General features: G+C 72.7%; 13 protein-coding genes. 11 read left to right on the top strand and 2 right to left on the bottom strand.

From position 1 onward, the window contains the following. Nucleotides 1–251 precede the first annotated feature (251 nt). Nucleotides 252–1,547: a DUF5685 family protein gene (locus AMK29_RS33640; protein ID WP_079197237.1), complete on the top strand. Its 1,296-nt coding sequence runs from the start codon at nucleotides 252–254 to the stop codon at nucleotides 1,545–1,547. A gap of 37 nt (nucleotides 1,548–1,584) precedes the next feature. On the opposite strand, the gene AMK29_RS33635 is transcribed toward AMK29_RS33640, so the two are convergent. Beyond that, nucleotides 1,585–2,562: an ABC transporter substrate-binding protein gene (locus tag AMK29_RS33635; RefSeq protein WP_073819863.1), complete on the bottom strand. Its 978-nt coding sequence runs from the start codon at nucleotides 2,560–2,562 to the stop codon at nucleotides 1,585–1,587. Beyond that, nucleotides 2,559–3,038 (bottom strand): GNAT family N-acetyltransferase, encoded by a 480-nt coding sequence (locus AMK29_RS33630; RefSeq protein ID WP_073819862.1) that lies wholly within the window; start codon nucleotides 3,036–3,038, stop codon nucleotides 2,559–2,561. Before AMK29_RS33630 ends, AMK29_RS33635 begins: the two co-directional genes overlap by 4 nt. A 431-nt stretch (nucleotides 3,039–3,469) precedes the next feature. On the opposite strand from AMK29_RS33630, the gene AMK29_RS33625 reads away from it, so the two are divergent. From AMK29_RS33625 to AMK29_RS33580, 10 genes are all read left to right on the top strand, one after another. Beyond that, nucleotides 3,470–4,318, top strand: coding sequence for an amino acid ABC transporter permease (locus AMK29_RS33625; protein ID WP_073819861.1), 849 nt, complete (start codon nucleotides 3,470–3,472; stop codon nucleotides 4,316–4,318). Next, nucleotides 4,315–6,120 (top strand): FAD/NAD(P)-binding protein, encoded by a 1,806-nt coding sequence (locus AMK29_RS33620; RefSeq protein ID WP_073819860.1) that lies wholly within the window; start codon nucleotides 4,315–4,317, stop codon nucleotides 6,118–6,120. The genes AMK29_RS33625 and AMK29_RS33620 overlap by 4 nt, the downstream gene beginning before the upstream one ends. Nucleotides 6,121–6,165: 45 nt before the next feature. Further along, nucleotides 6,166–7,056, top strand: coding sequence for an amino acid ABC transporter permease (locus tag AMK29_RS33615; protein ID WP_073819859.1), 891 nt, complete (start codon nucleotides 6,166–6,168; stop codon nucleotides 7,054–7,056). Next, nucleotides 7,053–7,871: an amino acid ABC transporter ATP-binding protein gene (locus tag AMK29_RS33610; RefSeq protein ID WP_241845806.1), complete on the top strand. Its 819-nt coding sequence runs from the start codon at nucleotides 7,053–7,055 to the stop codon at nucleotides 7,869–7,871. Before AMK29_RS33615 ends, AMK29_RS33610 begins: the two co-directional genes overlap by 4 nt. 62 nt (nucleotides 7,872–7,933) lie before the next feature. After that, on the top strand, nucleotides 7,934–8,908 hold the full coding sequence (locus tag AMK29_RS33605; RefSeq protein WP_073819858.1) for an ABC transporter substrate-binding protein: 975 nt from the start codon (nucleotides 7,934–7,936) through the stop codon (nucleotides 8,906–8,908). A gap of 43 nt (nucleotides 8,909–8,951) precedes the next feature. After that, nucleotides 8,952–9,986, top strand: coding sequence for an LLM class flavin-dependent oxidoreductase (locus tag AMK29_RS33600; protein ID WP_073819857.1), 1,035 nt, complete (start codon nucleotides 8,952–8,954; stop codon nucleotides 9,984–9,986). 23 nt (nucleotides 9,987–10,009) lie between these two features. Continuing rightward, on the top strand, nucleotides 10,010–11,299 hold the full coding sequence (locus AMK29_RS33595) for an NtaA/DmoA family FMN-dependent monooxygenase (RefSeq protein WP_073819917.1): 1,290 nt from the start codon (nucleotides 10,010–10,012) through the stop codon (nucleotides 11,297–11,299). Further along, nucleotides 11,296–12,084: a DUF1684 domain-containing protein gene (locus AMK29_RS33590; RefSeq protein ID WP_073819856.1), complete on the top strand. Its 789-nt coding sequence runs from the start codon at nucleotides 11,296–11,298 to the stop codon at nucleotides 12,082–12,084. Before AMK29_RS33595 ends, AMK29_RS33590 begins: the two co-directional genes overlap by 4 nt. Nucleotides 12,085–12,284: 200 nt before the next feature. Further along, on the top strand, nucleotides 12,285–13,151 hold the full coding sequence (locus AMK29_RS33585) for a S1 family peptidase (protein ID WP_073819855.1): 867 nt from the start codon (nucleotides 12,285–12,287) through the stop codon (nucleotides 13,149–13,151). A gap of 44 nt (nucleotides 13,152–13,195) precedes the next feature. After that, the gene (locus AMK29_RS33580) at nucleotides 13,196–14,086 is read left to right on the top strand and encodes a S1 family peptidase (RefSeq protein WP_073819854.1); all 891 of its coding nucleotides are present in this window, start codon (nucleotides 13,196–13,198) and stop codon (nucleotides 14,084–14,086) included. Nucleotides 14,087–14,106 lie beyond the last annotated feature (20 nt).

The following is a 14,106-nucleotide window of genomic DNA, read 5'->3' as shown; positions in this document are numbered from 1 at the left end:
CGGATCGCGCGCCAAGCGGTTGGGCGCCGCGCTGAGGATTCGTGACGGTACTGGTGCAGAACGTGAGCGCCGTTTTCTGGCGATTCATCAGGAAACTTGCGGTATGCGGGGGGTGGGCGAGGGCCATGTAGCTGAAAATATGAAAGTCTGGCCGGAAGGGTGACGATGGGCGCGTACGGGTGAACGCACCCGCTCGCTACCATGCCGCGAAGCCGCACGGCGGCGCCGCGCACAGTCCACGGGGGAGTCTCTTGTTCGGAATCGTCAGGCCCTGCGCCCACCGGCTCACCGACGGCCTGAAGACCGAGTGGATGGCCCATCTCTGCGGCCTCTGCCTGGCACTTCGCGCCGACCACGGCCAGTTCGCCCGGGTCGTCACCAACTACGACGGGCTCATCGTCTCGGTCCTGACGGAGGCTCAGACCGGTGCCGTGGCCGACGGACGGCGCACCGCGGGGCCCTGCCCGCTGCGCGGGATGCGGACCGCCCCCGTCGCCCGGGGCGAGGGCGCGCGCCTCGCCGCCGCCGTCTCCCTCGTCCTCGCCTCCGCGAAGGTACGGGACCACGTCGCCGACCGGGACGGCCTGTTGGCGCGGCGGCCCGTCGCCGCGGCGGCCCGCCGGGTCGCCCGCTCCTGGGACAAGGCCGGCGCCAGGACCGGCCGCGCCCTCGGCTTCGACACCGCCGTCCTCGTCGACGCCGTCGACCGCCAGACCGGGATCGAGGCCCTCGCCGGCCCCGGCACCCCCCTGCTCGCCGTCACCGAACCGACCGAGACCGCCACCGCGGCCGCCTTCGCGCACACCGCCGTCCTCGCCGGACGGCCCGGGAACGCCCAGCCGCTCGCCGAGGCCGGCCGCCTCTTCGGTCGCCTCGCGCACCTCCTGGACGCCGTCGAGGACCAGGCCGCCGACGCGGCGAGCGGCGCCTGGAACCCGCTCACCGCGACCGGCACCTCCCGAGAGGAGGCCCGCCGGCTCGCCGACGACGCCCTCCACGGGATCCGGCTCGCGCTGCGGGACGCCGAGTTCGCCGACGGCAAGCTGGTCCACGTCCTCCTCGCCCACGAGCTCCGCACCTCCGTGAACCGCGCCTTCGGCACGACGAGCTGCTCGCACATGAGCCCCGGCGCGGGAGCGGGTCAGGGACACGGAGCCGTCCACGGCCACGGACCGGCGCCGGGGAACCCGTACGGCCCCGGCCCCGGCAACCCCTACGCCCCGGGCCCGGGCGGTCCCGGCGGCCCCGGAGGTCCGTACGCCCCCGGCCCCGGCGGCCCGGGCGGCCCCGGCGGTCCGCTCCCGCCCGGACCGCCGAACCGGCGCGGGCTGATAGCCGGCTGCGCCCTCTGGGTCGGCCTGGCCTGCACCTGCCAGATGTGCTGCGGGACCTTCGAGGACCCCTGGAGCCGTCAGCGGCGCGACGGACTCTGCCAGCAGTGCGACCCCGGTAGCTGCTGCGACTGCTGTGACTGCTGCAGCAACTGCTCCTCCTGCTGCGAGGGGGAGGGCTGCTGCGGCGACTGCGGCTGCGGCTGCGACTGCTGACGCACCGTCGACGGCCCGCCCTCCGGCGGGCCTGCCGTCACTTGGTGGGTGCGGGGATCTCCGGCGGGGAGATCTGGGAGCGCTCGATCCCCGACGCCGTCACCCCCCACTTCTTCAGGATCCTGTCGTACGTCCCGTCCGCCTTCAGGCCGTTCACCGCCGCCTGGAAGGCGGGCGCGAGCGGGGTGCCCTTCTTGAAGGCGAAGCCCACGTCGAGCCGCCGGTACTCGTTGAGGAACTTCACGTTCTTCTGCTGCGTCACCGCGTACCGCAGGCCGTTGATCGTGTTCATCACGACATCGCTGCGGCCCTGCTGGAGCGACATCCAGATCGCGCCCGTCTCGCTGTAGACGTTCACCGTGTACGGCTGCTTGCCGGCCTGCGCGCACCGGCCCTTGTTCTGCTCCAGGGTCCGTTCGAAGGTGGTGCCCGCGTTCACGGCCACCTTCAGACCGCACAGCTGCGTGAGGTCGGTGACCGCCTTCAGCGGGCTGTCGGACCGGGCGGCGAAGCCCTGCCCGTCGTTGACGTAGGTGACGAAGTCGATGGTCTTGCGCCGCTCCTCGGTCACACCGAAGTTCCCGGTGCCGACGTCGTACTTGCCGCTGCCGAGCGCCGGCAGGATCGCCTCGAAGCCGACCACCTCGCGCTTCAGCTCCAGTCCCAGGGCCTTCGCCACGGCGCCCGCGAAGTCGGCGTCCACGCCCACCACCGTCCTGCCGTCGGCCAGATAGGCCGACCCGGGCGGGGTCGCGACCGCGGAGGCGATCGTGAAGGTGCCCCGCTGCCGTACGTCGGCGGGGAGCAGCTTCGCCGCGGCCTCGTTCCGGCCGACCGCCGCCACCACGTCCTCGGTCGGGAGCGCCCCCTTGGGGGCGCCCGCCGCCCCGGCCGGCGCCGTCGCGGGCTCGCCCCCGCCGCAGGCGGTGAGCGTGAGCGCGGCCGCGGTGATCAGCGCGAAGGCGAGGGTGGTGCGGGCGGTACCGGCGGTACCCGTTCTCGTACGCGTGCTCATGATGTCGGGTTCTCCAGGAGTTTCTCGAACGGCAGCGGGCCGATCGACTCGGGATCGGCGGTGAGGTCGAACAGCGGGCGGTAGCCGCTCGCCAGATAGAGGCCCCTGGCCTCGGGCTGGCGCGGGCCGGTCGTCAGGTAGACGCGGGAGTAGCCGCGGTCGGCGGCCTCCCGTTCGAGCACGGTCAGGACCCGGCGGGCGAGCCCGCGCCTGCGGTGTGCCGAATGGGTCCAGATCCTCTTGAGTTCGGCGGTGCGTTCGTCGTAACGGCGGTAGGCGCCGCCCGCCACGGGCCGGCCCTGCTCCAGGAGGAGCAGGAAGGCGCCGTGGGGAGGGGCGAACTCCTCCGCCGGGTAGCGGCTCAGATCGTGCGCGGAGCCGTACCGGGTCGTGTACTCGTGTGCCAGCTCGTCGAGGAGCGGGCGGGCCAGGGAGTCGGTGGTCGTGGTCCGGTGCACGGACAACGCGAAGGTCATGACGGTCCTTCAGGGCGAAGGAAGGCGGCGTCGTCCCTCAGCGGGAGGAAGGACGACGGGGCAGGGCGAGGGGAGGGGAGAGCTCAGGCAGCCGTGAGGGGCCTGGGTGTGAAGGCGCCGCGGAGAAGAGCACGCGGGCGGGGCAGAGCAGCGGGTCGGCTCAACAGGAAGAGGACCACACGCGACCGAAGTCGATGTGGGAGCGCTTGACCAGCTGCTGCGGATGCATGGCCCCAGTGGAACAGGCATCCGCCGCCCCGTCAACTGCGATGAGACGTACAGCTCACAGTGCGGACACCCTTGACAGCAGGCCGTGTTGACCGCATAGCCTCGAAGAGCGGATCGGGCTGAGGGGCCCGGATCCGTGTTCAGCGCGTGTGAAGGCGCACCCCCGTGTTCGATCCGCCCCCTGGCATCCACGGAGCCTTCGCATGTCCGCGACCCTCGTCAAGTCCCCCTCCCCGGCCCTGCCGGCCGACCCACCCCTCCGCATCGTCCCCGCCCGCCGCGTCGGCCAGGGGACCGCCGCCGCCCTGGTGCTCGTCCTCCTCGGGCTCGGTCTCGTCTCGGTCGTCCGGAACAAGGCCTTCCAGTGGGACGTGGTCGCCGAGTACTTCACCTCCGCGTCGGTCCTGCGCGGTCTCGGCCTCACCCTGTGGCTGACGGCCCTCGTCATGGTCCTGGGCTTCGTCCTCGGGACCCTGCTCGCGGTCTTCCGGCTTTCCGCCAACCCCGTTCTGCGCGCGGTCAGTTGGGGGTACGTCTGGTTCTTCCGGTCCACTCCGATCCTGGTCCAGCTGCTCTTCTGGTTCAACATCGGAGCGCTCTACCCGCAGATCCTCGGCGTGAACACGGTCAACCTCCTCGGCCCCGTCTCCGTCGCCGTCATCGGCCTCACCCTGCACGAGGCCGCCTACGCCGCCGAGGTCGTCCGCGGCGGCATCCTCTCCGTCGACCGGGGCCAGATCGAGGCCGCCGAGAGCCTCGGGCTCGGCCGGTGGCGCCGGCTCTCCCGGATCGTGCTGCCGCAGGCCATGCGCGCGATCGTCCCGCCGGCCGGGAACATGCTGATCGGCACCCTCAAGGGCACGTCGATCGTGTCCGTCATCGCCGTCCAGGACCTGCTCTACTCGACGCAGCTCGTCTACCACCGCACGTACGAGATCATCCCGCTGCTGCTCGTCGCCACCCTCTGGTACGTGGCCGTCACCTCGGTCCTCGGCGTCGGCCAGTACTACGTCGAGCGGCACTACGCCCGCGGCACGGCCGGTGCCCGATGAGCCCCCGTCCGTCGATCGTCATCGTGGGGGCCGGGCCGCGGGGGACCGGTGTCCTCGAACGCCTCGCCGCCAACCTGCCCGAGCTGTACGGCGACGGCCCGCTCGACCTCCACCTCGTCGACCCGCACCCGCCGGGCCCCGGCCGCATCTGGCGCACCGGGCAGTCCCCGCTGCTCTGGATGAACTCCCGGGCCGAGGACGTCACCATGTTCACCGACGAGACCGTGGACCTCGAAGGGCCCGTCCTGCCGGGGCCCACCCTCGCCGAATGGGCCGGCGTCGACGGCGGCACCTTCCCCACCCGACCGCAGCAGGGCGCCTATCTGCGCTGGGTGTACGAGCGGGCCCTGGCGTCCCTGCCCGCCTCGGTCACCGTCCATGAACACCGCACCACCGCCCTGCGGGTCGGCGGCCCCCGCGAGGGACGCCAGCGGGTCTGGCTGGAGGGCGGCGCCACCCCCCTCCTCGCCGACCTCGTCGTCCTCACCGTGGGCCACCTCGACGCCGAACCCGACCCGGAACAGAGGGCCCTGGCCGGCTTCGCCGCCCGCCACCGGCTCGTCCACCTGCCGCCCGACTTCACCGCCGACACCGACCTCGGCGCCCTGCCCGCGGGGGAAGCCGTCCTCGTCCGCGGCTTCGGGCTCGCCTTCGTCGACCTGATGGTGCTGCTCACCGAGGGCCGCGGCGGACGGTACGAGGGCGAGGGCGACGCGCTCGTCTACGTACCGTCCGGCGCGGAGCCGGTGCTCCACGTCGGATCGCGGCGGGGCGTCCCGTACCACTCGAAGCTCGGCTACGACCTCGACGGCGAACAGCCCCCGCTGCCCCGGTTCTTCGGGACCGAGCAGACCGACGCCCTGCTGAAGCGGACCGGGCCGATCGACTTCCGGCGCGACGTGTGGCCCCTCGTCGACAAGGAACTCGGCTGGGCCCACTACCACCGGCTCTTCTCCACCCACCCCGAGCGGACCGCACTCGCCTGGAGCGACTTCGAGCGAGCGTACGAGGAAGCACCGCCGCGCGGCGCCGAACTCGCCGCCGTCATCGCCGCGGCCGTCCCCGACCCCGCCGACCGGCTCGACCTCGACGCCCTCGACCATCCCCTGGACGGCGTCCGCTTCGCCTCCGCCGAAGCCCTCCAGCACGGCCTGCGCGACTACATCACCGACGACCTCACCCGCCGCCACGACCCCGCGCACAGCCCCGACGCCGCCGTCTTCGCCGCGCTCCTGTCCGTCTACGGCCAGCTCCTGCGGTTCGGCAAGCGCCTCGACCTCGACGGCTGGTGGCACGGCTTCTTCAGCTACCTCGCCTCCGGGCCGCCCGGGCCCCGGCTGCACCAGCTCCTCGCCCTCTCACGCGCCGGAGTCGTGCGCTTCCTCGGCCCGGGGATCACCGTGGAGACCGACGAGGAGCGCGGACTCTTCCGGGCCGCGTCCGTCGCCGTACCGGGGGAGTGGACCGAGGCCCGCGCCCTCGTCGAGGCCCGGCTCCCCGACCCCACCCTCGAACGCACCGGCAGCCCGCTGCTCCGCGCCCTGTACGAGGAGGGGGCGAGGGCCACCGCAGGCGGTCTGCTCGTCGTCGACCCCGACGACGGCCGGGTCCTGGAGCGCGACGGACGGCCGCACCCGCGCCGCTTCGCCCTCGGCCCGCACACCACCGCCCGGGCCGGCGGGGCCTTCACCCGGCCCCGTACCGGCGGGGTCGCCTTCCGGCAGAACGACGTCACCGCCCGGGCCGCGCTGAGCTTCCTGCGCGACCTGGCGTGTCGGCTCCCGGTCCCCCTGAGCGCCTGAACCGCGCCGCTCCTCCCGCCGCCCGCCCCTCTCCGAGGAACCACCATGTCTCTCACCAGCGCCGACGTCGGCGTGAAAGACCCAGCCGCCGCTCCCACCCCGCCGGCGGCCGCTCCCCTCGTGGTCGTCCCCGTGCGCCACCCCTGGCGCTGGGTGGCCGTCGCCGCCACCGCCGTCCTGCTCATCCAGTTCGCCCACGGTCTGATCACCAACCCCGGCTGGGAATGGGACGTCTTCGCCGCGTTCTTCACCACGGAGACGATCGTCCAGGCCGTCTGGGTCACCCTCCAGCTCACCTTCTACGGCACCGCGCTCGGCTTCGCGATCGGCATCGTGCTCGCCTTCATGCGCCTGTCCGGCAGCCCGTTCCTGCGCTCCGTCGCCTTCGGCTACATCTGGGCCTTCCGCTCCATCCCGCTCATCGTCCAGCTGCTGTTCTGGTTCAACCTCGCCTACCTCTACGAGGAGCTGAGCATCGGCATCCCCTTCGGGCCTGGCTTCTTCTCCTTCGACACGGCGGGCCTGGTCGGCGAGATGAGCGCCGCCGTCCTCGGCCTCGCCCTGCACCAGGCGGCCTACGCGGCGGAGATCGTCCGCGGTGGCGTCCTCGCCGTGGACGAGGGCCAGTCGGAGGCCGCGGCCTCCCTCGGCATCCCGAGACTCCGGCAGGTGCGGCGGATCGTCCTGCCGCAGGCGATGCGCTCGATCCTGCCCAACGCCGCCAACGAGATCATCTCGCTCTTCAAGGGCACCTCGATCGTCTCGGTCATGGCGATCGGCGAACTCTTCTACCAGGTGCAGGTCGTCTACGGCCGCAACGGGCGGGTCGTCCCGCTCCTGATGGTCGCCACCGCCTGGTACGTCCTGCTCACCACCGCGCTCTCCGTCGTCCAGCACTACGTCGAACGCCACTACGCGAAGGGGAGCGCCCGATGAGCTCCGTGTCCACCGCCACCGCCACCACCGGCCTCGACGCCGAGCCCGCCGACACCACCGCCAAGGTCGAGATCAGGGCCGTCCACAAGAACTTCGGCCCGCTCCACGTCCTGCGCGGCATCGACCTCGACGTCCGCGCCGGGGAGGTCACCGTCATCCTCGGCCCCTCCGGCTCCGGCAAGTCCACCCTCCTGCGGACCATCAACCACCTGGAGAAGGTCGACAGCGGCACCGTCAGCGTCGACGGCACCCTCGTCGGCTACCGCCGCTCCGGCAACAAGCTCTACGAGCTGCGCGAACGGGACATCCTCAAGCAGCGCACCCGGATCGGCTTCGTCTTCCAGAACTTCCACCTCTTCCCGCACCTGACGGTCCTGGAGAACATCGTCGAGGCCCCCGTCTCGGCCCTGAAGCGCCCCCGCAAGGACGCCGAGGCCGCGGCCCGGCAGCTGCTCGGCCGCGTCGGACTCGCCGACAAGGCGGAGGCGTACCCCAAGCAGCTCTCCGGCGGGCAGCAGCAGCGGGTCGCCATCGCCCGCGCGCTCGCCCTGGAACCCGGCCTGCTCCTCTTCGACGAGCCGACCTCCGCGCTCGACCCCGAACTGGTCGGTGAGGTCCTCGACGTCATCAAGGACCTGGCCGCATCCGGCACCACCATGATCGTCGTCACCCACGAGATCGGCTTCGCCCGCGAGGTCGCCGACACCGTGGTCTTCATGGACGAGGGCCGGATCGTCGAGCAGGGGCCGCCGGCCGAGGTGCTCGACGCCCCGCGCCACGAACGCACCCGCGCCTTCCTCTCCAAGGTCCTCTGACCCCTCCGCCTCTCTTCCCCTTCCTCCCTTCCCCCTTTTTCCTCCACGACAGGAGCACCGCCATGAAGACCCGTCGCACCGTCCTCACCGCCCTCGCCTCGATCACCGCCCTCGGGGTCCTCACCGCCTGCGGCTCGGGCGACGCCGCCACCAACGAGATCAAGCCGGAGGGCAAGAAGGGCAACGGCATCAACGTGGGCCCGGAGCAGAACCGCGTCCACACCGCCAAGGTCGACGCCATCGCCGCCAAGCTCCCCGCGGCCGTACGCGAGAGAGGCACCCTCGTCATCGGCGTCTCCGCGACCAGCAATCCGCCGCTCGGCTTCCGTGCCACCGACGACAAGACGCTGATCGGCGTCGAGATCGACATCGCCACCCTGGTCGCCGACGCCCTCGGTCTGAAGCCCGAGTTCGACGCGGTCGCGTGGGAGAACCTCTTCGTCGGCCTCGACAGCGCCAAGTACGACGCCGTCTTCTCCAACGTCACCGTCACCGAGGAGCGGAAGGACAAGTACGACTTCGCCACCTACCGCCTCGACGACCTCGCCTTCGAGGCGAAGAAGGGCTCCGACTGGAAGGTGAAGGGCCCCGAGGACGTGGCCGGGAAGTCGATCGCCGTCCAGTCGGGCACCAACCAGGAGAAGATCCTCGTCGACTGGTCCGCGCAGAACGAGAAGGCCGGCCGGGCGCCCACCGACATCAAGTACTACCAGAACACCTCGGACTACTACCTGGCGCTCCAGTCCGGCCGGATCGACGGCTACCTCGGCCCCAACCCCGTCGCCGCCTACCACGTGCTCTCCGCCGGACAGACCGAGATCGTCGGGAAGTTCTCCGGGGCGGGCGCCGGACTCCAGGGCAAGATCGCGGCCACCACGAAGAAGAACAGCGGTCTCGTCGCCGCCTACGCGGCCGCGATCGACCACATCATCCAGAACGGCACCTACGCCCAGGTCCTCAAGCGGTGGGGCCTCGACACCGAGTCCGTGGCGAAGTCGGAGATCAACCCGCCCGGCCTGCCCCGCACCAAGAACTGACCGGCTTCCGCCCCGCACCGCGCTCCGCACCGAGAGAGACCGCATGACCAGCACCCGAACGCTCCACCTCGCCGCCGAAATAGCCCCCGGCAGCGCCCGTGCGCCGTCCGCCGCCGACGACGCCCGGACCGCCGCCGCCCGCACCGTCGCGCACGCCCGGATCGCCGAGGCCGCCGGGCTCGACTTCCTCACCCATGACGACTCCTTCGCCCGGCCGGGCCTCGACGCGCTCGCCGTCCTCGCCCGGGTCGCGCCCGAGACCCGTTCCGTCGGTCTCGTCCCGACCGTGACCACCACCCACACCGAGCCCTTCCACGTCCAGGCCGCCGTCGCCACCCTCGACTGGGTGAGCCGGGGCCGGGCGGGCTGGCGGATCGCGGTCTCCCCGACCGGGGCCGAGGCCCGGCTCTTCGGCCGCCGTGAACTCCCGCCGACGGCCGCGCTCTGGCAGGAGGCGGGCGAGGTGGCCGAGGTCTCCCGCAAGCTGTGGGACAGCTGGGAGGACGACGCCGAGATACGCGACGTGGCGACCGGACGGTTCGTCGACCGCCGCAAGCTGCACTACGTGGACTTCCAGGGGGCGACCTTCTCGGTCAAGGGCCCCTCGATCGTGCCCCGGCCGCCGCAGGGCAACCCGGTGACCGTCGTCGACGCCACCCGCCCCGCCGCCCGTGACACCGCCGCCCACCACGCCGACGTGGCGCTGATCAGGGCCTCCTCCGCCGAGGAGGCCGTGGCCCTCCGCGCCGAACTGCACCGGGGCGCCCGCGCCCACGGCCGGGACCCCGGCCAGCTGCGGGTCCTGCTCTCGGCGACCGTCGACCTCGACACGTACGAGGGCGGGCCCGGGGCGCTCGCCGAGCTGATCGCCGGCTGGCACGGCGGCGGGGCGGTCGACGGCTTCCACCTCGTGCCGGCCGTGCCGGAGCGGGACCTGACGCGGTTCACGGCCGAGACCGTGACCCGGCTCAGGGACCGGGGCCTCTTCCGTACGGCCTACGAGGGCGCCACCCTCCGCGACCACCTGGGGCTCACCCGCCCCGTCAGCCAGTACGCCACGACGGGAGCGGGAGCGTGAGCGCCCCCGCCGGCCGGAAGCGGATCCATCTCGCCGCGCACTTCCCCGGCGTCAACTCCACCACCGTCTGGGCCGATCCGCACTCCGGGTCGCAGATCGACTTCTCCTCCTTCGAGCACCTGGCGAGGACCGCTGAGCGCGGCCTGTTCGACTTCTTCTTCCTGGCCGAGGGGCTGCGGCTGCGCGAGCACAAGGGGCGCATCCACGATCTGGACGTCGTCGGCAGGCCCGAGTCGATCACCGTCCTCACCGCGCTGGCCGCCGTCACCGAGCGGCTCGGCCTGGCCGGCACGGTCAACGCCACCTTCAACGAGCCGTACGAACTGGCCCGGCGGCTCGCCTCGCTCGACCACCTCAGCGCGGGCCGGGCCGCCTGGAACGTCGTCACCTCGTCGGACGCCTTCACCGGCGAGAACTTCCGGCGCGGCGGCTTCCTCGACCGGGCCGACCGCTACACCCGGGCCGCCGAGTTCGTCGCCACGGCCCGGGAGCTGTGGGACTCGTGGCGACCGGACGGCACCCCGCGGCCCTTCGCCCACCACGGCCCGCAGTTCGGGATCGAGGGCGAGTTCACCGTCCCGCGCTCGCCGCAGGGGCATCCGGTCGTCATCCAGGCCGGGGACTCCGCCGAGGGCCGGGAGTTCGCCGCCTCCACCGCCGACGTGATCTTCACCCGCCACTCCACCCTGGAGGCCGGCCGGGAGTTCTACGCCGACGTCAAGGGGCGGCTCGCCCGGTACGGGAGGGAGCCCGGCGACCTGAAGATCATGCCCGGGGTGACGTACGTCCTCGCGGACACCGACGCCGAGGCGCGGGAGCGGGCCGCCGAGATCCGCCACCAGCAGGTCTCCCCGCAGAACGCGATCCTCGCCCTGGAGCAGATCTGGGGCCGCGACCTGTCCGACCACGACCCCGACGGGCCGCTCCCGGACTTCGACCCCGATCCCGAAGCCACGGTCGTGCAGGGCAGGGTGCGGGTCGCCGACCCGGTGGCCGTGGCCCGGAAGTGGCGGGCGCTCTCCGAGGCGAAGGGCCTCTCGATCCGCGAGACCGTCGTCGAGTCCTCCGGCCGGCAGTCCTTCGTCGGCAGTCCGGCGACGGTGGCGGCGGCCCTGGAGGAGTTCGTCGCCGAGGACGCGGCCGACGGCTTCATCCTCGTCCCGCACCTCACCCCCGGCGGGCTCGACGACTTCGTCGACCGGGTCGTCCCGCTGCTCCAGGAACGCGGAGTGTTCCGTACGGAGTACTCCGGCACGACGCTCCGGGAGCACCTCGGGCTTCCCGCACCCGTATGGAAAGGTGGAACACCATGAGCACGGATCCCCAGCAGGACTGGCGGCACTGGCACGAACAGCGCGAAGCCGCGGTCTCCTCCTCGTACGGCCCGCTCTCCCTCACGGGCACCCACTGGCTCTCGGACTTCCCGGAGGGCCGGCTTCCGGCGGTTCCCGGCGTATGGCGGGAGGACGGCGACGACGTGGTCCTCTCGGCGGACGCCGAGGACGGGCTCACGGTCGACGGCAAGCCCTTCACCGGCACGGTCCGGCTCACCGCCGACCACGGGCCGATCCACGAGTCCCGGGTCGAGTCGGCCGGACGGCGGCTCGTGGTGCTGCGGCGCGAGGGGCTCTGGGCCGTACGGGACTTCGACCCCGGCTCGGAGGCGCGCCGCGCCTTCCGGGGCATCGAGGCCACCGCGTACGACGAGCGCTGGGTGGTGCCCGGCGTCTTCCGTCCGTACGGGGAGACCCGCAGCGTGCGGGTGGAGAACGCCGACGGCCGGGAGCGCGGTCTCGGGCTCTCCGGTGAGCTGGTCTTCGATCTGCACGGCGGTGAGCACACGCTGCAGGTGGCCGTCGAGGACGACGGCTCCCTGTGGGCGGTCTTCGCGGACGCGACCAGCGGCCGGGACAGCTACCGCTTCCGTTTCCTGCGTCCGGCGGCTCCGGGGGCGGACGGTTCGGTGACGGTGGACTTCAACCGGGCGCTGCTTCCGCCGTGCGCGTTCGCCGACCACTTCATCTGCCCGTTCCCGCCGCCGGGGAACACGCTCGACACCGCCGTCGCGGCGGGGGAGCGGCGGCTGAACCCCTCCTGACCTGGGCTTCGACGCGGGACGGTACGGACGACGGGTGCCCCCGGCCAGGACGGCCGGGGGCACCCGTCCGGCATGCGGTCTTGTGCGTCCGTTCCGAGGGGGTCACTATCGCTCACGGTGCATGTCAGGAACACGTCACCTGATGGCGCCTCACGGGCCCGTCACCCACGGGCCCCTCCGCTTTTCCCAGAAGGAGAAATGTGAGGAGCACAGTGAGGAACACCCGCACCCGTCTGCTCGCCCTCGCCGCCGGCATCGCGGCCGTGACGGCCGTCGGACTCCCCGGCGCCGAGGCCGCCCCCGTCCCCGGCCCGGCCGCGGCCGCCCAACTCGCCCGCGCCGACGCCGCCGTCGACGCCGCGGGGGTCGGCGGCACCGCCTGGTACGTGGACCGGGCCGCCGGCCGGGTCGTCGTCACCGCCGACGCCACCGTCACCGACGCGGAGATCGCGAGGATCCGCGCCGCGGCCGGCGCCGACGCCGGAGCCCTCCGCGTCCAGCGCACCCCCGGCGTCTTCACGCCCCTGCTCGGCGCGGGCGACGCCATCCACGGCAGCGGCTACCGCTGCTCGCTCGGCTTCAACGTCCGCAGCGGCAGCACGTACTACTTCCTCACCGCCGGCCACTGCGGCAACGTGGCGAACACCTGGTACGCCAACTCGGCGCAGTCCACCCTGATCGGCGCCACCGTCGGCTCCAGCTTCCCCGGGAACGACTACGCGCTCGTCCGCTACGACAACGCCTCGCTGAGCCACCCGGGCGGCTTCACCGCGGCCGACGCCTACGTGGGGGAGCCCGTCAAGCGCTCCGGCTCCACCACCGGCACCCGCGGCGGCACCGTCACCGGCCTCGACGCCACCGTCCACTACTCCGGCGGCGGCACCGTCCGCGGCATGATCCAGACCAACGTCTGCGCCGAGCCCGGCGACTCCGGCGGTGCGCTCTACGACGGCACCAAGGCGCTCGGCATCACCTCGGGCGGCAGCGGCAACTGCTCCACCGGCGGCACCACGTTCTACCAGCCGGTGCCGGAGGCCCTCGCCAAGTACAAGGTCAGCCTCTACTGATCCGCCCCGCTCCCCCCACCCCCCCCACTCAGGAGGAACGAGACGTGAGGAACCAGCGCACCAGCACCCGTACGATCCGGACGCTCGCCGTCACCGCCGGGCTCGCCGCCGTCGCGGCGCTGGCCGTCCCCGCGGCGAACGCCGGCACGGAGCGGACCTTCGGCGCCGCCCAGCTCGCTGCGGCGAGCGACGCCGTGCTCGCCGCCGACGTGGCCGGCACCGCCTGGCACGTCGACGCCGCCGCCGGGAAGGTCGTCGTCACCGCCGACTCCACCGTCTCCCCGGGCGAGATAGCGGAGATCAAGCAGCGGGCGGGCGCCGACGCCGGCGCGATCCGGGTGGAGCGGACCCCCGGGAAGTTCACCAAGCTGATCTCCGGCGGCGACGCGATCTACGCCGACGGCGGCTGGCGCTGTTCGCTCGGCTTCAACGTCCGCGACAGCGCGGGGACGTCCTACTTCCTCACCGCCGGTCACTGCACCGACGGAGCCGGGACCTGGTACTCCAACTCCTCCCGGACGACGGTCCTCGGCACCACGGCCGGGTCGAGCTTCCCCACCAACGACTACGGCATCGTCAGATACACCAACAGCTCGGTCAGCAAGCCCGGCAGCGTCGGCAGCGTGGACATCACCGGCGCCGCCAACGCGACGGTCGGCATGTCCGTCACCCGCCGCGGCTCCACCACCGGCACCCACAGCGGCTCGGTGACGGGGCTCAACGCCACCGTGAACTACGGCGGCGGCGACATCGTCTACGGCATGATCCGCACCAACGTCTGCGCCGAACCGGGCGACTCCGGGGGCCCGCTCTACTCCGGCAGCCGCGCCATCGGCCTCACCTCCGGCGGCAGCGGCAACTGCTCCTCGGGCGGGACGACCTTCTTCCAGCCCGTGACCGAGGCGCTGAGCGCGTACGGGGTCAGCGTCTACTAGGCGGCACGCGGTACGGAGAC

This window comes from Streptomyces sp. CB02261, from assembly GCF_001905665.1.
In the GTDB taxonomy this organism is placed as follows: Bacteria; Actinomycetota; Actinomycetes; order Streptomycetales; family Streptomycetaceae; genus Streptomyces.
This window is presented reverse-complemented; position numbering and strand designations above follow the sequence as displayed.